At 62.4% G+C, this 16,806-nt stretch carries 21 protein-coding genes; 11 read left to right on the plus strand and 10 right to left on the minus strand.

Features of this window, described 5'->3' with window-relative positions; genetic code table 11:
• Positions 1-138: 138 nt before the first annotated feature.
• Complete coding sequence (locus tag YH63_RS12205) at positions 139-804, minus strand: hypothetical protein (RefSeq protein WP_083992572.1); 666 nt, start codon at positions 802-804, stop codon at positions 139-141.
• A 307-nt stretch (positions 805-1,111) separates the two neighbouring features.
• Between YH63_RS12205 and YH63_RS12210 the strand changes: the two genes are divergently transcribed.
• The 3 genes from YH63_RS12210 (at position 1,112) to YH63_RS12220 (ending at position 2,305) form a co-directional block, all read left to right on the plus strand.
• Complete coding sequence (locus YH63_RS12210; protein ID WP_046827366.1) at positions 1,112-1,369, plus strand: hypothetical protein; 258 nt, start codon at positions 1,112-1,114, stop codon at positions 1,367-1,369.
• Between the two features lie 159 nt (positions 1,370-1,528).
• Complete coding sequence (locus YH63_RS12215; RefSeq protein ID WP_046827365.1) at positions 1,529-2,005, plus strand: glutathione peroxidase; 477 nt, start codon at positions 1,529-1,531, stop codon at positions 2,003-2,005.
• Positions 2,006-2,056: 51 nt separating this feature from the next.
• The gene (locus YH63_RS12220) at positions 2,057-2,305 is read left to right on the plus strand and encodes a DUF3297 family protein (protein WP_137325186.1); all 249 of its coding nucleotides are present in this window, start codon (positions 2,057-2,059) and stop codon (positions 2,303-2,305) included.
• 42 nt (positions 2,306-2,347) lie between these two features.
• Here YH63_RS12220 and YH63_RS12225 read toward each other — a convergent pair whose 3' ends face one another.
• From YH63_RS12225 to YH63_RS12235, 4 genes are all read right to left on the minus strand, one after another.
• Positions 2,348-2,989 carry a tetratricopeptide repeat protein gene (locus tag YH63_RS12225; protein ID WP_052753825.1) on the minus strand — a complete coding sequence of 214 codons (642 nt, stop codon included), beginning with the start codon at positions 2,987-2,989 and terminating at the stop codon, positions 2,348-2,350.
• A gap of 86 nt (positions 2,990-3,075) precedes the next feature.
• Positions 3,076-3,204: a hypothetical protein gene (locus YH63_RS21900; RefSeq protein WP_283809700.1), complete on the minus strand. Its 129-nt coding sequence runs from the start codon at positions 3,202-3,204 to the stop codon at positions 3,076-3,078.
• A gap of 56 nt (positions 3,205-3,260) precedes the next feature.
• Complete coding sequence (locus tag YH63_RS12230; RefSeq protein WP_046829562.1) at positions 3,261-3,512, minus strand: DUF2188 domain-containing protein; 252 nt, start codon at positions 3,510-3,512, stop codon at positions 3,261-3,263.
• 190 nt (positions 3,513-3,702) lie between these two features.
• A complete protein-coding gene (locus YH63_RS12235) occupies positions 3,703-4,602 on the minus strand; it encodes a dihydrodipicolinate synthase family protein (protein WP_046827364.1) in 900 nt (299 codons plus the stop codon).
• 327 nt (positions 4,603-4,929) lie between these two features.
• On the opposite strand from YH63_RS12235, the gene YH63_RS12240 reads away from it, so the two are divergent.
• From YH63_RS12240 to YH63_RS12260, 5 genes are all read left to right on the plus strand, one after another.
• Positions 4,930-5,271 (plus strand): hypothetical protein, encoded by a 342-nt coding sequence (locus tag YH63_RS12240; protein ID WP_046829561.1) that lies wholly within the window; start codon positions 4,930-4,932, stop codon positions 5,269-5,271.
• Positions 5,272-5,563: 292 nt separating this feature from the next.
• Positions 5,564-5,914 carry a GIY-YIG nuclease family protein gene (locus tag YH63_RS12245; protein ID WP_433995119.1) on the plus strand — a complete coding sequence of 117 codons (351 nt, stop codon included), beginning with the start codon at positions 5,564-5,566 and terminating at the stop codon, positions 5,912-5,914.
• Positions 5,915-5,931: 17 nt separating this feature from the next.
• Complete coding sequence (locus YH63_RS12250; protein ID WP_046827363.1) at positions 5,932-6,915, plus strand: ornithine cyclodeaminase family protein; 984 nt, start codon at positions 5,932-5,934, stop codon at positions 6,913-6,915.
• A gap of 243 nt (positions 6,916-7,158) precedes the next feature.
• Positions 7,159-8,091 (plus strand): SMP-30/gluconolactonase/LRE family protein, encoded by a 933-nt coding sequence (locus tag YH63_RS12255; protein WP_046827362.1) that lies wholly within the window; start codon positions 7,159-7,161, stop codon positions 8,089-8,091.
• Positions 8,092-8,268: 177 nt separating this feature from the next.
• Complete coding sequence (locus YH63_RS12260) at positions 8,269-8,862, plus strand: GNAT family N-acetyltransferase (RefSeq protein WP_046827361.1); 594 nt, start codon at positions 8,269-8,271, stop codon at positions 8,860-8,862.
• Between the two features lie 440 nt (positions 8,863-9,302).
• On the opposite strand, the gene YH63_RS12265 is transcribed toward YH63_RS12260, so the two are convergent.
• From YH63_RS12265 to YH63_RS12275, 3 genes are all read right to left on the minus strand, one after another.
• The gene (locus YH63_RS12265) at positions 9,303-10,718 is read right to left on the minus strand and encodes an alpha/beta fold hydrolase (protein ID WP_046827360.1); all 1,416 of its coding nucleotides are present in this window, start codon (positions 10,716-10,718) and stop codon (positions 9,303-9,305) included.
• 287 nt (positions 10,719-11,005) lie between these two features.
• Positions 11,006-11,848, minus strand: a complete 843-nt coding sequence (locus tag YH63_RS12270) for an AAA family ATPase (protein ID WP_046827359.1) — start codon at positions 11,846-11,848, stop codon at positions 11,006-11,008.
• A 125-nt stretch (positions 11,849-11,973) separates the two neighbouring features.
• Complete coding sequence (locus tag YH63_RS12275; protein ID WP_046827358.1) at positions 11,974-12,228, minus strand: GlsB/YeaQ/YmgE family stress response membrane protein; 255 nt, start codon at positions 12,226-12,228, stop codon at positions 11,974-11,976.
• A 308-nt stretch (positions 12,229-12,536) separates the two neighbouring features.
• On the opposite strand from YH63_RS12275, the gene YH63_RS12280 reads away from it, so the two are divergent.
• Positions 12,537-13,712 (plus strand): vWA domain-containing protein, encoded by a 1,176-nt coding sequence (locus tag YH63_RS12280; protein ID WP_046827357.1) that lies wholly within the window; start codon positions 12,537-12,539, stop codon positions 13,710-13,712.
• A gap of 117 nt (positions 13,713-13,829) precedes the next feature.
• Here the strand turns inward: YH63_RS12280 and YH63_RS12285 are convergent, their stop codons facing one another.
• Complete coding sequence (locus YH63_RS12285) at positions 13,830-14,117, minus strand: GIY-YIG nuclease family protein (RefSeq protein ID WP_046827356.1); 288 nt, start codon at positions 14,115-14,117, stop codon at positions 13,830-13,832.
• A gap of 89 nt (positions 14,118-14,206) precedes the next feature.
• Here YH63_RS12285 and YH63_RS12290 point away from each other — a divergent pair, with 89 nt between their 5' ends.
• Positions 14,207-14,635: a rhodanese-like domain-containing protein gene (locus tag YH63_RS12290; RefSeq protein ID WP_046827355.1), complete on the plus strand. Its 429-nt coding sequence runs from the start codon at positions 14,207-14,209 to the stop codon at positions 14,633-14,635.
• Between the two features lie 120 nt (positions 14,636-14,755).
• Entirely contained in the window at positions 14,756-15,607 is an 852-nt protein-coding gene (gene sseA, locus YH63_RS12295; protein ID WP_046827354.1) for a 3-mercaptopyruvate sulfurtransferase, read from the plus strand.
• A gap of 179 nt (positions 15,608-15,786) precedes the next feature.
• Here the strand turns inward: sseA and YH63_RS12300 are convergent, their stop codons facing one another.
• Entirely contained in the window at positions 15,787-16,638 is an 852-nt protein-coding gene (locus YH63_RS12300) for a hypothetical protein (protein WP_046827353.1), read from the minus strand.
• Between the last annotated feature and the right edge of the window lie 168 nt (positions 16,639-16,806).

Here is a 16,806-nt window from a genome sequence, read left to right on the forward strand (position 1 = left end):
GCTATGGATCCCCGCTTTCGCGGGGACGACGATCGTTATGATGTCGTCATTGCGAGGAGCACTTGCGACGAAGCAATCCAGTCTTTCTCTTTGAATTTATGGATTGCTTCGCTGCGCTCGCAATGACGCCGCGCTATCTCAACGCGAATTTTCCGGCTCGTTCCTGGCTGCCTTGGTGCCAGTGAGTTCGGCGAACGCCGGACCGAGCCCCGTCATGCGCACCAGAACCGCGATGTCGTTCTTCTGCGCGCCGCTGAGCTGGGCGTAAAGTGCGCGCGTCGCGGTTTTCAGCCGCGTAATGGCGTCGCTCTCGATGTCGAACGAATCGTCGTGATTTTTCTTCAGCCGCTTCTGGTAGTCCTCGATCTGCAGCGTGACCTCGCGCATCGCATTTTCCACCGGCGGCCAGTACTTCTGCTGCGCGGGCGTGAGGTTCAAGCGCTTCTTGATACCGGCGATCTGGCTGTCGTTGAGGAACAGCCGCGACGGCTTCTCGGATTTCGCCGTGGCCCTGCGCGGCAGCGTCACCGGCGCCGTCATCCAGGCGCGCGCGGTTTCATACATGTCGTTCGGAACGGTGGATTCGGTGCTTTCTGCCGGAACCGGAGACGCGATGACGCGGTCCTGTTTCGTCATCGTGTTGGAGACCGGATAGCGTGCGTCGAAGTCGTCCGCGGGATCGTCCCTGGTCAGCGATGCGGATGCGCTCTGGAAGAACAACTGGTCGCCGATCAGCCAGCCGCCGACGCCGGCCAGAAGGCCCGCGCCGCACATCAGCACGATGTATGTCGTCCGGATCGCCAAAACGTTTCTCTGTCGCAGATTCCCGCTGTCGCTGAAACCGGTCAAGTCTCGCCCAAATTGTTGAACAATTGTGGCTTTCCGAGGCTCCAAAACCTCTCGGGAGGGCTCACAGGCCTTAGCGCGGAGTTGCCAACATCGGGTAAATCGGTGGCTTTCGGGATGCAAGACACGGCATCGCGGATCGGTTAAAGGGACCTCTGCGGCGTTGCGGGCGATGTTTGGGCATGGTCTCGTCCGGCCGCCGGTTCCCGTCCCTGGATCGATCCAGGGGCATGCTGCCGACCATGCCCCAATCCGGAGAACAACAATGAGCGAAAAGCCGCATGGGCTGAAGAGCGACGGCAACAAATCGTTGACGCAGTACGAGGCGGAAGGCCGCGCGGTGCGCGCCAACATGGAAAAGCTGCGCGCGCTGCGCCTCGCTAGGGAGGCCGCCGAAGCGGCTGCTGCGCCGCCGGCCAAGGCCAAAGCCAGGAAAGGGGCGGCAAAGCCCGCCAAGAAAGAGGCCCCGGCGAAGCTCTCCGAGTGGCTCGCCAATCAGCAAAAGGGCGGCTTCCGGACCTGAGGACATGGCGGGGATTTATTCGTCATTGCGAGGAGCGCAGCGACGAAGCAATCCAGCCGTGCTTTGCCTAAGACTGGATTGCTTCGCTTCGCTCGCAATGACGACGCGGATACCGTACTTTCCGGGTCCGATTTGCGGGACTTGCGCAGGAGAACGTCATTGACCACGGTCTACGATTTCTCGGCAGCGACGCTGGACGGCGAAAAGCGTCCGCTCAAGGCCTATGAGGGGCAGGTGCTGCTGATCGTCAACACCGCGAGCGCCTGCGGCTTCACGCCCCAATATGCGCAACTCGAGGAATTGCAGCGCGCGCTCGGCCCGCGCGGCTTTTCGGTGCTCGGTTTTCCGTGCAATCAGTTCGGCGGTCAGGAGCCGGGCAGCGCGCAGGAGATCGCCGCGTTCTGCTCGCAGAAGTACGACGTGACGTTTCCGATGTTCGCCAAGGTCGACGTCAATGGCGGCAATGCGCTGCCGCTGTTCGATCATCTCAAGCGCGAGAAGCCCGGGCTGCTCGGCTCATCGATCAAATGGAATTTCACCAAGTTTCTGGTCGATCGCGCCGGCAAGGTCGTTGCGCGCTACGGCTCGACCACGGCGCCCGGCGCGCTGACCAGCGATATTGAAAAGCTCCTGTAAGATCAGGACACCGACTTCAAGAACAAGACTCAAGACCAACATGATCAGGATATGACGATGAGCGACCAGCTTCCCGACCGCCTCTCCACCGACCCCCGCAGCCCCTATTACAACGCGGACGTGCTGTCGCGCGATGTCGGCATCCGCTTCAAGGGCGTCGAGAAGAACAACGTCGAGGAATATTGCGTCAGCGAGGGCTGGGTGCGCGTCACTGCGGGTTCGTCCAAGGACCGCTTCGGCAATCCGCTGACCATCAAGCTGACCGGCGCGGTAGAGCCCTATTTCCGCGACGAGAAGTAATTTCCAGCTCTGCCGTTGTCCCGGCCTTCGCCGGGACGACGGTTATTGACCGCGAACACCCGCCGCTTCGGCGCGCTGGCGCGCGGTCTCATAAGCGGCCTTGGATTCGTCGTGGCGCTCAAGCTTGTGCAAGGTGAGGCCGGTCCCGGTCCAACTGGCCACAAGACCGGGTTGCAGTGCCACTGCATGCTGATAGGCCGCCAGCGCGTCGTCGTAACGGGCGAGGTCGAACAGCGCGTTGCCTCTGTTGTGATGGGCCAGCGCATATTTCGGCTGCAGCGCGATCGCCTTGTCGAAATCGGCAATCGCGGCCTGATAGTCCTTCAGGTCGTTATGGACCGTGCCGCGGTTGCTCCAGGCTTCCGCGTCGTTCGGGCTGAGTGCAAGCGCCTGCGTGAACTGCGCCAGCGCCTCGTCCGCGCGGCCCAGCGCCTTGAGCGCGAGCCCGTGATTGCACAGGGCTGCATACGCATTCGGATTGAGCTTCAGCGCCGACCGCAGCAGCCGCTCGGCTTCCGCATATTTTCCAGTGCCGACGAGAATGGCGCCGAGCACGCTCAGGGCAAGCGGATGATCGGACGTCCTGCGCAGCAATTTGCGAAGGACCTTCTCGGCCTCGCGAATCCGCCCGGCCTGGAAGAACGAAATCGCTTCACTGAATAAGATGTCGGTCGAGGCGGCCACTGTCGGTCTCGCTAAAGGGAAGGGTTTGGAGTTCGCGCCGTCCGCGCGTCGTCAGGTCCACCGGCGGACCCGCAAGATGCCGGAGACTATGGCGTGACGATCAGGTATCCGCCGACCACAATAATGACTGAGAGCAGGGTGAGGACGCCAAGCACCCCGGCGATGATCGCCGGCAGTTCATGGGTTTCGAGCCAGTTACGCAATGCTTTGACCATGCGGGTTTTCTAGCCCGGGCCGTTCCGCCTTGCAATCGCCCGCGCCGGAACCGCCGTCAGCGTTTGCTCCGGTCCACCACCTCGGTGGAGGGGCGGTCGCTGCCGCGGACGGTTTCCTCGCGCCAGTTGCCCTGGCCGTCCTCGAACTGGATGACCTCGGTCCGGCCTGGCACGCGCTGTTCCGCCGCCGCGCGGGCTGCGGCGGCGTGGGCGGCCTCATGGGTCCGGAAGGTCTCCGAAAACACGTTGTTGAACTTGTAAGCCCAGCCACCATCGTGCTCGACCACTTCGTAAACGACCTTGACCATGCGGGCACCCTTCGGTTCACGGCGCGATAGGTCCAATACGTGTTGCCTGCGGCGGCCGATTTCAACGCCCGATGGGCAGGAACCGGCAGGCGACCGGCTTCACGAAGTTTCGTCAGTGCGGCAACTCACCTCTCCCCGCAAGGGCGGGGCAAGGGAGTCAGTAGACCTGACCCAAGGGAGCAAAGCCGGCTCAGGCCAATCCGGCCAGCACGCCTTCCACGATCTTGCGTTCTTCGGCGGTCAGCGGCGTCTGCGGCGCGATCGGATCGCCCACGTCATAGCCCTGTATGTCCAGCCCGGCCTTGATGCAGGCCGCGAGATTGAACCGCGCGAACACCTCGTTGACCCGCCACAACTTGCGCTGCAGCGCGACGGCTTCGTCCCAGCGCCCCGCCTTGCACAGATCATAGAGTTTCACGCTTTCGCGCGGCACGATGCAGGCCGGTCCCGCCATCCAGCCAACGCCGCCGATCAGCATCACCGCCGCCGGGATATGCGCCGACGCCGCGAACACGCGCATCTTGTCGCCGCAGCGGTTGATGATCGACAGCAGGCGGCCGGTGTTGTTCGATGCATCCTTGATGTACTGGATGCGCGGATGCTCGGCGAGGCGCGCGATCACGTCGAGGGTGAGGTCCGAGCGCTGGAAGTTCGGATTGGTGTAGATCACCACGGGAATATCGACGGCGTCCGCGATGGCGCGGAAATACGCCTCGACCTGCGCGTCCTTCACCGGGAAATACGCTTCGAGAATGGCCAGGATGCCGTCGGCGCCGAGCGCCTGATACGCCTTCGCCTGCGCGACCGCGTCCGCTGTCGATGTCGACGCCACGCCCGCGATCACCGGCACGCGCTTCGCGGTGGCTTCTACCGTCGCCGTGACCACGGCGGTGCGCTGCTCGCGGCTGAGATAGGCGAACTCGCCGGTCGAGCCGAGCGGCGTCACCCCATGAACACCAGCCTTGATCATGTCGTCGCAGAGGTTGCCGAGCACGTCGGTCTTGATGCGGCCGTCGGCCGTGGTCGGCGAGACGAGATAGGGAAACACACCGTGCAAGTTTTTTGGCAGGTCTGTGGGCTGGTCGCTCATTTGCGGGCTTTGCTCTTGCTGTTCTTTGGCTGGTTCTTGGCGGGGCGGCGTTAACGATTGACGCCTGTTTTCGACGTTTCGATCGGTCGGCGCAAGCCTCGCACAGCATGATGTGGACGCGCCGCGCGCATGCGGCACAAGATGTCGGTCCCTCGTCCGGCTAGCATGGTATGAATCGCTGATTCGGTCGCGTTTCGTTCCACCCGCGTTCCAAATGTTAAGATCGGGCAACATCTGCGTCATGATGTCCGTTACGTTCTGAGACAGTTTGCGCAGGACCGGCCGAAACATGCACGATACGGCGAGGCTTTGAGGAGGTCGGACATGATGAAGCGGATGATGATCGCCGCGCTGCTGATGCCGCACGGCGCGATGGCGCAGGACGTGCCCGGCATCGAGATCTGCACCGCCGAGAAGACCATGGAGCGGCGCACCGGCTGCCTGCAGAGCAACGTCAACTTCCTGAAGTCGTCGCTGACCAAGGCGTCGCTGGAAAGCCAGCAAAAGATCGACGCCGCCAACCGGCAGATCGATGCCTTGAAAGCCACCGTGATCGCCCTGCAGAACACCGTCGCGCAATTACAGGGTCAGGTGCAGGCGCTGGGCAAGCCGAACGGGACGGCCAAGGATTCGTCAAAGGAAGCGCCGAAGGCGCCCGCTGCCAAGTGAGGCGCGCGGTCTCTACACATTCGATGTCGTCCCCGCGAAGGCGGGGACCCATAACCCCTAGCGGCTCTGTTCAAGCAGGATATTTCAACAGCCTCCCGCAACTGCGACGACAGGGAGTATGGGTCCCCGCCTTCGCGGGGACGACGTGTGGTGAGATCGTGCCGTGACGGCCACATCTCCATCCTCATCGAAGCGTGGTGTGGCGAAATCCGGGCCGGGCGCAGCGAAAGCCGCAGCGAAGTCCAAGCCTCGCGCCGCGACATCGAAGCCGCGGATCGCAAAATCCAAGAAACTGAAATCCAGGCCCGTCGCGTTCGTCTATGTGCTGGGCAGTTTTCACAAGGGCCGCTACATTTCCTACGTCGGCTGGACCAACGACGTGACGCAGCGCCTGGAAAAACATAACGCCGGCACCGGCGCGCGCTCGACCCGCGGACGGACCTGGACGCTGCTGCACACCGAGCCGTTCACGACACGGAACGAAGCCATGAGCCGCGAATGGCACCTCAAGCGCGACCGCGCGTTCCGGAAGAAACTGATGGATGGCGTGAGGGCGGCAGCCGTCATTGCGAGCGAAGCGAAGCAATCCATGAGCCAGAAAACGAAGACTGGATTGCTTCGTCGCTTGCGCTCCTCGCAATGACGGAGCAAAAAAATACGATGAATCCGGCCACCGCATCCCCCATCGTCATCGACGCCGCGCGCACCCGCGCCAGCCTGCCGTTCGACCGGCTGATCCCGGCGCTGCGCGAGGCGTTTACCGTGGGCGCCGATGTGCCGCTGCGGCACCATCATTTCATGCCGCAGCCAGACGGCTCGACCGCGACCATTCTCATCATGCCGGCGTGGCAGCGTGCCTTTGTCGGCATCAAGATCGTCACGATCTTCCCCGAGAACGGCAAGAAGGCGCTGCCCGGGTTGTTTTCCAGTTACCTGCTGTGCGACGGCGACACCGGCCAGCATGTCGCGCTGATCGACGGCAACGAGATCACCTCGCGGCGCACGGCGGGCATCGCGGCGCTCGGCGGGGCGTTTCTTGCGCGCGAAAACGCGAGGAAGCTGCTGATTGCCGGTTCGGGCCGGATCGCCAGTCTGGTGGCGGATGCGTTCCGCGCCGTGCGGCCGATCGACAAGGTCGCGGTGTGGAATGTCAACGAGGCGGGCGCGGCGCGGCTGGTGTTCGATCTGCGCACGAAGGGCATCGATGCGTCTGTCGCGCCCGATCTGGAGCGCGCGGTGGGCGAGGCGGATATCGTCAGTTGCGCCACGCTTGCAGCGAAGCCGATCATCAAGGGCGCGTGGCTGAAGCCGGGCACGCATCTCGATCTGATCGGCAGCTTTACGCCATTCATGCGCGAGGCCGACGACGAGGTGTTTCGCAGGGGCCGCGTCTATGTGGACACCTACGATGCATTGAAGGAGTCCGGCGAGCTGCTCGATCCCATCCGCAACGATGTCATTGCAGCCGACGATATCGCCGGTTCGCTGGCCGAACTGTGCCGCGGCGAGCGCAAGGGCCGCGGAAGCGACCGCGAAATCACGGTGTTCAAGGCGGTGGGCAACGCGCTGTCGGACATCGCCGCCGCCGGGCTGGTGTGGAAGGATTTTGGGCGAGCGACTCTAGAGTCGGAATGGCCGGACTGAACTGGGGAGGCCGGACCCATCACCCCTGTCGCAGCCTTCAGCAAAGTCGTTTTCAATGTACCGTCCCAACGGACAAGCCGGTGGTTATGGGTCCCCGCCTTCGCGGGGACGACGTGTTGATGAATTCTGCTTGTCATGGGATGTCATCGGCAGGCCAGCCCTGCACCCCCGCACTAGTCATTCGCAAAACCGCACGATAGGTTTCGCGCGTCAAAAATCAAAAACACTTGTCGGGAGGTCTTCATGTCAAACGTCCGCGTCATCGCAACCGGTCTCGAATTTCCCGAAGGGCCGGTGGTGATGCCCGATGGCTCGGTGGTGCTGGTGGAAATCCGCCGCCAGACATTGACCCGCGTTTATCCCGACGGGCGCAAGGAGATCATCGCGAAGATTCCCGGCGGGCCGAATGGCGCTGCGCTGGGACCGGACGGCAAGATGTACCTCTGCAACAACGGCGGCTTCTCGTGGGCGCCCGGTCCGCGCGGTGCGTTGATGCCAGGCAGCCCGCGTCCGTCGGAATATATCGGCGGCTCGTTGCAGCGTGTCGATCTCTCCAACGGCAATATCGAGACGCTGTTCACCCATTGCGGCGAGCATCCGCTGAAGGGACCCAATGACTTGGTGTTCGACAGGCAGGGCGGGCTCTGGTTCACGGATCTCGGCAAGCGCCGTGCCCGCGACATGGATGTCGGCGCGCTCTACTACATGAAGCCGAACGCCACCGAACTGATCGAGGCGGTGCATCCGCTGCTGCCCGCCAACGGCGTCGGTCTGTCGCCGGACGAGAAGACCGTCTATGTCGCCGAAACGCCGACCGCGCGGCTGTGGGCGTTCGACATCGGCAATCCCGGCGAGATCAAGCCGGGCGATGTGATCTATCGCGGCGAGATGGGCAAGCCCATCGCTGGCCTCGGCGGTTATCAGATGTTCGACTCGCTCGGCGTCGAAGCCTCGGGCAATGTCTGCGTCGCGACGCTGATCTCGGGTTGCATCTCGGTGATCGCGCCGGATGGCAAGCTGGTCGAACAGGTGCCGACCGGCGATAACGTCACCACCAACATCGCGTTCGGCGGGCCTGAACTGAAGACCGCCTACATCACGCTGTCCGGCAAGGGCGAACTGGTGGCGATGGACTGGCCGCGCGGCGGCCTGCCGCTGAATTTTTTGAACAAGTAGTTTCGCCGTCATTCCGGGGCGCGAGCCATTGCGAGCGAGCCCGGAATCCAGGAATTATTCTTGATGAACTCTTCTGGATTCCGGATCGGCCCGCTGTCGCGGCCCGTCCGGAATGACGCGCAGGCTACGCAGCATGCGTGATTGCTAAATATCGTACGCAATATCGAAGGATGACCGATGACCTGGCTCTCTCCCATCACTCTCGAAGGGCCGCATGCGCGGCTCGAGCCGCTGTCACGGGATCACAAGGATGGTCTCGTCGAGGCGGTGAAGGACGGCGAGCTGTGGAAGCTCTGGTACACCTCGATCCCCGCGCCGGAGACCATGGACGCGGAGATCGCGCGGCGTCTTGGTTTGCAGACTGCGGGATCGATGCTGCCGTTCACGGTGAAGGATGCCGGCGGCAAGATCGCGGGCATGACGACGTACATGAACGTCGATGCGGCCAACCGGCGCGTCGAGATCGGCTCGACCTGGTATGCGCAGCGCGTCCAGCGCACGCCGCTCAACACCCAGTGCAAGCTGCTGCTGCTGACCCATGCGTTCGAAAAGCTCAACTGCATCGCGGTGGAGTTCCGCACGCACTTCTTCAATCACCAGTCGCGGCGCGGCATCGAGCGGCTGGGCGCCAAGCTCGACGGCATCCTGCGCAGTCATCAGGTCGCGCCGAACGGCACGCTGCGCGACACGGTTGTCTACAGCATCATCGCGTCGGAATGGCCGACGGTGAAAGCGCATCTGACCTATCAGTTGCACGAGAAGGCGCGGTAGTCGTCATTGCGAGGAGCTTTGCGACGAAGCAATCCAGCCTTTGTCATCGGCGCCTTTGGAATACTGGATTGCTTCGCTTCGCTCGCAATGACGTTGCGCGAAACATCTGTCCTGAGTTCCAGAATTAACCCGCGCGGCGCGTATTAAGGTTTAAACGCGGCTGTCGTTGCGCGCGAGAACAGGCGGGCTAACGTCTGATCGCGGACAATTGCCCATGTCCGTCGATAGCAGACGGGATCGTCGGGCGGCATATTGCGCTCGGCGATCCTCTCATATGAGGCAACCATGTCCGAAGCTCTCTTCGTTCTCGCCTTGGTGTTCGTCGCCGGTTTCGGCATCGGCTACGGCGTACGGTCCCAAGTATCGATCATGCGCAGGGCACGAGCCCGTCGCGGCATAACGCGCACGGGGCCGTGACGCGAACACAACCGGCGAGGGCGCTAGGCCTTGCCGAGAAACCGGCGGATCTCGTCGAGAAAGATCGGCGCGCCGGGGTCCTGTGCGAGCAGGATATGGTTCTTGCCCGGCAGCGTGACGAAGCGTGCGCCCGGGATGCCTGCTGCAAGCTCGCGGCTTGACGCAATCGGCACCCTGCGGTCGTTGCGGACATGCATCACGAGGGTGGGCACCTTGATCTGCGGCAGCAGGTGCCGGACGTCGAAGTTGGCAACAGTGTCGAGGTATCTCACGGCGCATTCCGCCGAAGCGCTGATGCGCTGCGCCTCGTTGAAAGCGTCGATCTGTTCTTTCGTGGCCTCGGGCATCATCGACGCCGTGAACAGCTGCCGGAAGGTCGGCTCGTTCGCGCCCCAGCCGAGTTTCATCAGTGTCTTCATCGCGTCGAACTGCTCGAGCGCGGCGGGTGTCACGTCCGGGCTCTTGTAGGCGCCCGCGGCAAAGCCTCCGTACAGGATCAGGTGCGAAACCCGTTCCGGATGCTGGAGCGCGAACGCGATGGCCACGGCGCATCCTTGCGACAGGGCGAGAATCGGAAACCGCTCAAGCCCGGCCGCGTTGGCCACGCACTCCATGTCGCTGACCCATGTATCGAGCGAGAGATTGCCGACGTCCCAATCCGACAGCCCGTTGCCGCGCGCATCGAAGCGCACCAGCGAGAACGTCGATGCGAGTTCGAGCAGGAAGTGCCGGAAGATCGGCAGCTCCCAGTCGTATTCGAGATGTCCGAGCCAGTGCGCGGTCCGCAGCAACGGCGGGCCGTCGCCGACCTTTGCGAAGGCCAGCCGGACACCGTCGTCTGCCCTGCAGTAGCGGATCTCCTGCTTGAGGTTCGCGTCCGTCAGAATGCGCGACGCTTTCGATGCGGTTCCGTCGAGGTTGACAGCATAGACCTCGATCGGCCGTGCGATGTTCTTCAGGTTCTGGCGGCCCATTTCGCGGAACTGAAGTTTGATCTTGCCCTCGATCTGGTCGAGCACCTGCCGGGAAATACAGATGCCGCCGCGCGGCGCGATGCTTTCCAGCCGCGCCGCGACGTTGACGCCGTCACCGTAGATCTCACTGCCGTCATCGATCACATCGCCGACATTGATGCCGATGCGGAATTCGAGCCGGCTCTCGGCTGGAACGCTTGTGTTCCGCGTGATCATCTCGCGCTGGATTTCGACCGAACACCGCACGGCCTCGACCGCACTGGCGAACTCGGACAGCAATCCGTCGCCTGCGGTATTGATGATGCGCCCGCGATGTTTCCTGATCCGCCGATCGATCAGGTCGTGTCGGTGCGCCTTCAATTGCGCGTGGGTGCCTTCTTCGTCCGCGCCCATCAACCGGCTGTAGCCGGCGACGTCCGCGGCGAGAATGGCCGTCAGGCGGCGATCGACGTGCTTTCTGGTCACGCGGCACCTCGCATCCGAGGCGGCCAGTGTAGGCGGACCCGGCGGCAGTGGCCAGCGTCACGCGGCGTTCAGAGGAGTTTGCAGCGTGCGCTAGATCGCAGCGGCTTCTTCTCCCTCCCCCTTGTGGGGAGGGTGGCGTGCTGGAGCGAAGCGAACAGCACGTCGGGTGGGGGATTTCTCGCGATGCGCCGGATGGGGACCCCCACCCCGGCGCCATAGCGCGTCGAAGACGCGCGTAAACGCGCTTATGGCGCCGACCCTCCCCACAAGGGGGAGGGATGAGAAAGTCAAACTTCCCGGCGGCTCAGGAACGCGAGGCGCTCGAACAGGTGGACGTCCTGCTCGTTCTTGAGCAGCGCGCCGTGCAGCGGCGGGATCAGCTTGCGCGGATCGCGTTCGCGCAACTGCTCCACCGTCATCTCCTCGTTGAGCAAGAGCTTGAGCCAGTCGAGCAGCTCCGAGGTCGAAGGCTTCTTCTTCAGGCCGGGCACGTCGCGCACCTCGAAGAAGATCTTCATGGCTTCCTGCACCAGGCGCTTCTTGATGTCGGGGAAGTGCACCTCGACGATGGCGTTCATGGTGTCGATGTCGGGGAACTTGATGTAGTGGAAGAAGCAGCGGCGCAGGAACGCGTCCGGCAGTTCCTTCTCGTTGTTCGAGGTGATCATGATGATCGGACGCTGTGCTGCCCGGATGGTCTCGCCGGTCTCGTAGACATGGAATTCCATGCGGTCGAGTTCGAGCAAGAGATCGTTCGGGAATTCGATGTCGGCCTTGTCGATTTCATCGATCAGCAGGACAGGGCGCTTCTCGCTGGTGAAGGCGTCCCACAACTTGCCGCGCTTGATGTAATTCGAAATGTCGGAGACGCGCGGATCGCCGAGCTGGCTGTCGCGCAGACGCGACACCGCGTCGTATTCGTAAAGGCCCTGCTGCGCCTTGGTGGTGGACTTGATGTGCCAGGTCAGCAGCGGCGCATCGAGCGCCTTGGCGACTTCCTCGGCGAGCACGGTCTTGCCGGTGCCGGGCTCGCCCTTCACCAGCAGCGGGCGCTCGAGCACGATCGAGGCGTTGACCGCGACCTTGAGATCATCGGTGGCGACGTAATTCTTGGTACCGGTAAATTTCATCGAAGTTTGCCTTGGTCAGTTTGTCTGGTTCGTTTGTTCTGTGAAAGAGAATGTCGCCGCCGTTTCGCTTCAAACAAGAAGCGACCGCCGTATGAGCGGTCGCTTCCAAAAAGCCCTTTAGATCGTCACGCTCGCCGGATCAATGAGAGGATGACCAGCACGATCACGCCGCCGATCGCGGAATTGATGATCGCGGCAATGATGCCGGTTCCGAGGCGAATGCCGAGTTGCGGGAGCAGCCAGCCGGCGACAACCGCGCCGATGATGCCGATGACGATGTTGCCGAGCAGGCCGAAGCCGCCACCTTTGACGATAAGACCCGCAAGCCAGCCGGCAATCGCGCCGACGATCAGCCAGACGATAACGGAATCAATGCCCATCAGCCAAATCCCCTGTTTAAAACGCTGGTGACTCTCATCCCTGAAAGCCCTGCGTCCCGGTCAACGCCGCGTACCGGCTCCGGCTGGAGCGGTCCGGATGGCGTCAAACAACAGTTTAAATGAATTCGCATACCAATCCAGACCGCGCCAGTACTGTTTTTGAACGCAAACCTGCATTGCAGGCCGGTTTTCGGGGCGGGCGCGGGCAGACGGGCGGCCCGCAACCCTGTAGTTTCATCGCTCTATTCCCGTCGATGAGGCGCCAGCCCGCACTTGACGGAAGCGGTTTCGGAGGCGATTTAAGTCTTATGTTCCTGCAATTCTTCACATCGCTGCGCGACGCGCAGGTGCCGGTCACGCTCCGCGAATATCTGACGCTGATGGAGGCGCTCGACGCCAACCTCGCGGATCAGAGCGTGGAGCATTTCTACTACCTGTCGCGCGCGTCGCTGGTGAAGGACGAGCGCAACCTCGACAAGTTCGACCGCGTGTTCGGCACGGTGTTCAAGGGGCTTGAAAGCCTGCTCGACGCCATGGACAAAGCCGACATCCCGGCGGAGTGGCTGCGCAAGGCCGCCGAAAAATATCTCACCGAGGAAGAGAAAAAACAGATCGAGGCCATGGGCTGGGACAAGCTCATGGAGACGCTGAAGAAGCGCCTTGAGGAACAGAAGAAGCGCCACGAGGGCGGCAGCAAGTGGATCGGCACCGGCGGCACATCGCCCTTTGGTGCGAACGGCTACAATCCCGAAGGCATCCGCATCGGCCAGGAGAAGAACCGGAACTTCTCGGCGGTGAAGGTCTGGGACAAGCGCGAATTCAAGGATCTCGACGGCAACGTCGAACTCGGCATCCGCAACATCAAGGTGGCGATGCGCCGCCTGCGCAAGTTCGCGCGCACCGGTGCGCCTGACGAACTCGATCTCGACACCACCATCAGGGAAACCGCCAACCACGGTTATCTCGACGTGCACATGCGCCCCGAGCGGCGCAATGCGGTGAAGGTCCTGATCTTTTTCGACATCGGCGGATCGATGGACGGTCACATCGCGCAGGTCGAGGAACTGTTCTCGGCGGCGAAGGCCGAGTTCAAGCACATGGAGTACTTCTACTTCCACAACTGCCTCTATGAGGGCGTGTGGAAGAGCAACAAGCGCCGCTTCACCGACCGCACTCCGACCTGGGACATCCTGCACAAGTATCCGCACGACTATAAGGTCGTGTTTGTCGGCGACGCGTCGATGTCGCCGTACGAGATCGTGGTGCCGGGCGGTTCGGTCGAGCACGTCAACGAAGAGCCGGGCTCGGTGTGGCTGGAGCGCGTGACGCGGACCTATCCGCACGCGGTCTGGCTCAATCCCGTCGCGCGTAAGCACTGGGATTATTCGGAATCCACCACCGTGATCCGGCGTCTGTTCTCGGAGCGCATGTTCCCGCTGACCCTCGAAGGGTTAGAGGGCGCGATGAAGGAATTGACGCGCTGAATTCACCATCGTCATTGCGAGGAGCGTAGCGACGAAGCAATCCATTCTTCTTGTTAGGGTTGTTAATGGATTGCTTCGCTACGCTCGCAATGACGGATGGTGAGCGATCATGGAAACTCAAATCAATGTGCCGTAGAGATCATCCCACGCTGGGTTTGATGCTTGAATGAGGCCAAGTTTCTTTTCGCGGCTGCCGGCTTTGATTCGCTTTTCGCGCAGGATCGCAGATTCCATCGTCTCGTGGATTTCGTACCATACAAGAATCTTGCAATTGTATTTCTTTGTGAAGCCTTTGATCAGTCCTTCGCGATGTTCAAAGGTTCGACGCGGCAAGTTCGAGGTTACACCGGTATAAATTGTCCCGTTGCGTTGGCTAGCGACGATGTAAACGCACGGTTGCTTCATGCGATAGTCCAATCCTCTGGCGCTACAAAGCGAATAAGGTCAAACTGGATAGAAGGTACGTTTGTCTCGTAACTAAGCAAGAGGCCCCAATGCCCTCCACCATTACCCGCGGCTACAAGAAACTTCTCGACGAGGCCAACGCCCAGATCGAGACCATCAACGCGGCGGAAGCCGTCGAACGTTTTCCGCAAGGCGGCGTCGGGCAGAGCGAAGTGGTGATCGTCGACCTGCGCGATCCGCGCGAGATCGAACGCGAGGGCCGGATCCCCGGCGCGTTTCACTGTCCGCGCGGCATGCTGGAATTCTGGATCGATCCGGAAAGCCCCTACGCCAAGCCGGTGTTTCAGGAAGACAAGAAGTTCGTGTTCCAGTGCGCGTCGGGCTGGCGCTCGGCGCTGGCCGCCAAGACCGCGCAGGACATGGGGCTCTCACCGGTGGCGCATCTCGGCGGCGGCTTCACGGCGTGGAAGGCCGCCGGCGGGCCGGTCGAGAAGGTCGAGCCGAAGAAGAAGGATTGAGCGTTTTCGTCATTGCGAGCGAAGCGAAGCAATCCAGAAGCAACAAGCAAGACTGGATTGCTTCGTCGCTATGCTCCTCGCAATGACGACATTGTTGATAGCGAACTGCAGGGAATAGACATGAGCACCGACCCTCTCGTCTCGACCGAATGGCTTGCCGCGCATCTGAACGATCCGCGCGTGAAAGTTCTCGATGCGACGTTCAAGCTGCCCGGCGTCATGCCGCTGCCAAAGGACGACTATCTCGCGCAGCATATTCCGGGCGCGGTGTTCTTCGATGTCGATGCGGTGTCGGATCACTCAAGCTCGCTGCCGCACATGTTTCCGTCCGCCGAACAGTTCGGCCGCGATATCGGCGCGCTCGGCATCAGCAACGACGACACGGTGGTGCTGTACGATGCCGGCGGATGGGTCGCGGCGCCGCGCGCGTGGTGGATGTTCCTGTCGTTCGGCCACAACAATGTTCGCGTGCTTGATGGCGGCCTGAAGAAGTGGCTGGCGGAGGGCCGCGCGGTCGAAAGCGGCGACGTCAAGCCGAAGCTCGCGACATTCAGGGCCACGTTCGATAGCAAGCGTGTGCGGAGCATGCAGCAGCTGATCGGAAATCTTGAAAGCAAGGCCGAGCAGGTGATCGATGCGCGCCCAAGCGCGCGTTTCGAGGGAAGTGTGCCCGAGCCGCGTCCCGGTCTGCGGGGCGGGCATATTCCGGGCGCGAAAAGCGTGCCGTATGCGGGCCTGTTCGATGCCAATACCGGCGCGATGAAGCCGCTCGAAGATTTGCGCGCGGCGTTTTCCAGCGCGGGGGTCGATCTCAACAAGCCCATCGTCACGAGCTGCGGTTCGGGTGTGTCGGCCGGCGTGCTGACGCTGGCGCTGTACCGGCTCGGCATTGCCGACACCGCGCTCTATGACGGCTCGTGGGCGGAGTGGGGCGAGCAGGGCGGACCACCGGTCGCAACCGGGCCGGCGTAGCTGAACTGTTTTCCAGAGCGTGATCCACCTGAGTTGAAACACTCCCTTCGCTCATTCCCGCGAAAGCGGGAAGCCAGTCCTTCAGAAAACGTGGGTCCCCGCGTTATTGCACCAGACGCGCTTCGCGCTTTTGCGCGGGGACGAGCGGGAAATCTGATTCAGTGAATATGGATCGGACACTAGCCGCCGAACAGCGGGAATGCACTTTTTTGCTGCCGCAGTTGCTCAGCCTTCGCGCGCTCTTCGGCGCGGGCGCGCGCAGCCTCACGCCGCTGCGCGATGGCGCGGGCGTTCAGGCGGCGGGTTTTCCTGGCGACCGGCATCGGCTCGGTGGCGGTTGCCTCTGTTGAGCGTTCGATCGATGCGACCGTCGAGAGAGGCTCCGAGGCTTCGGTCACCGGCGCTTTCGGCGGAGACGGCTTGACGTCCGAAGACTTCAGTTCCGCAGACTTCAACTCGGAAGACTTCAACTCTGAAGCCTTCAACTCCGCAGATGCGGGCCGCGCCGGCTCGAGGATCTTGCTGTCGGATGCCTTGATGTCAGGCGTGTTGACGTCGGGACCATTGGCTTCCTCGACGGGAGCGTCGGGCTTTGCCGGGGCATCGATGCTGGCTTGTACGTTCAAGGTTGCGACCTGTTCGGTCACAGGCGCGCTTGCCGACGCCTTGTCAGCGTCCTTGACGGCGCTGCCACTGTCCGGTGTCGCGGTCTCGGCAGGCGCTGCGGCCGCCGCGTCTTGCCTGGCGGCCGGTTGTGGCGGAGCCAGTTTGGGCAGGGCGACCTCTCGGGGAAGCGTTTCGGGAAGCGGTTTCGTTCCCGGCGCCTCGATCCGCAACATCGCCAGCACTGGTGTGATTTCAGGCCGCGGCACCTGCGGCGTCAGCGGCGGCTGCTGCGCCAGCCGCCACGAGGGCAGGCTGGCGAATTCCTCGTGCGCGGCGCGCAGCAGCGCAGCGGCGCCGAGGCCGAACACCAGAATGGAAATCGCCAGGATGGTCGTCGCGAACAGGATTCGAAAGCCGGGAAGCATGTTGTCGTGTCCTGCCTTCGGCGACGGCGCGAAGGTGATCGGGCCAAAACGGAACGCTTGCGAACGCTGGAAACCGGGTCGGAAACAGGAGCGCGATGCGTCAGTGAAGGCCTCGAATCAGGGCCTGGAGAAAGGATACCGCACGCCACGAAATTGCCTGAAAAAAGT

This window comes from Afipia massiliensis (assembly GCF_001006325.2).
Classification (GTDB): domain Bacteria; phylum Pseudomonadota; class Alphaproteobacteria; order Rhizobiales; family Xanthobacteraceae; genus Afipia; species Afipia massiliensis_A.

Excerpts from the sequence above, each read along its gene's own strand:
- YH63_RS12210 (WP_046827366.1), top strand. The coding sequence starts at position 1,112 with ATGAGCGAAAAGCCGCATGGGCTGAAGAGCGACGGCAACAAATCGTTG.
- YH63_RS12220 (WP_137325186.1), top strand. The coding sequence starts at position 2,057 with ATGACGATGAGCGACCAGCTTCCCGACCGCCTCTCCACCGACCCCCGC.
- YH63_RS21900 (WP_283809700.1), bottom strand. The coding sequence starts at position 3,204 with ATGGTCAAAGCATTGCGTAACTGGCTCGAAACCCATGAACTGCCGGCG.
- YH63_RS12230 (WP_046829562.1), bottom strand. The coding sequence starts at position 3,512 with ATGGTCAAGGTCGTTTACGAAGTGGTCGAGCACGATGGTGGCTGGGCT.
- YH63_RS12235 (WP_046827364.1), bottom strand. The coding sequence starts at position 4,602 with ATGAGCGACCAGCCCACAGACCTGCCAAAAAACTTGCACGGTGTGTTT.
- YH63_RS12240 (WP_046829561.1), top strand. The coding sequence starts at position 4,930 with ATGAAGCGGATGATGATCGCCGCGCTGCTGATGCCGCACGGCGCGATG.
- YH63_RS12250 (WP_046827363.1), top strand. The coding sequence starts at position 5,932 with ATGAATCCGGCCACCGCATCCCCCATCGTCATCGACGCCGCGCGCACC.
- YH63_RS12255 (WP_046827362.1), top strand. The coding sequence starts at position 7,159 with ATGTCAAACGTCCGCGTCATCGCAACCGGTCTCGAATTTCCCGAAGGG.
- YH63_RS12260 (WP_046827361.1), top strand. The coding sequence starts at position 8,269 with ATGACCTGGCTCTCTCCCATCACTCTCGAAGGGCCGCATGCGCGGCTC.
- YH63_RS12270 (WP_046827359.1), bottom strand. The coding sequence starts at position 11,848 with ATGAAATTTACCGGTACCAAGAATTACGTCGCCACCGATGATCTCAAG.
- YH63_RS12275 (WP_046827358.1), bottom strand. The coding sequence starts at position 12,228 with ATGGGCATTGATTCCGTTATCGTCTGGCTGATCGTCGGCGCGATTGCC.
- YH63_RS12280 (WP_046827357.1), top strand. The coding sequence starts at position 12,537 with ATGTTCCTGCAATTCTTCACATCGCTGCGCGACGCGCAGGTGCCGGTC.
- YH63_RS12285 (WP_046827356.1), bottom strand. The coding sequence starts at position 14,117 with ATGAAGCAACCGTGCGTTTACATCGTCGCTAGCCAACGCAACGGGACA.
- YH63_RS12290 (WP_046827355.1), top strand. The coding sequence starts at position 14,207 with ATGCCCTCCACCATTACCCGCGGCTACAAGAAACTTCTCGACGAGGCC.
- sseA (WP_046827354.1), top strand. The coding sequence starts at position 14,756 with ATGAGCACCGACCCTCTCGTCTCGACCGAATGGCTTGCCGCGCATCTG.
- YH63_RS12300 (WP_046827353.1), bottom strand. The coding sequence starts at position 16,638 with ATGCTTCCCGGCTTTCGAATCCTGTTCGCGACGACCATCCTGGCGATT.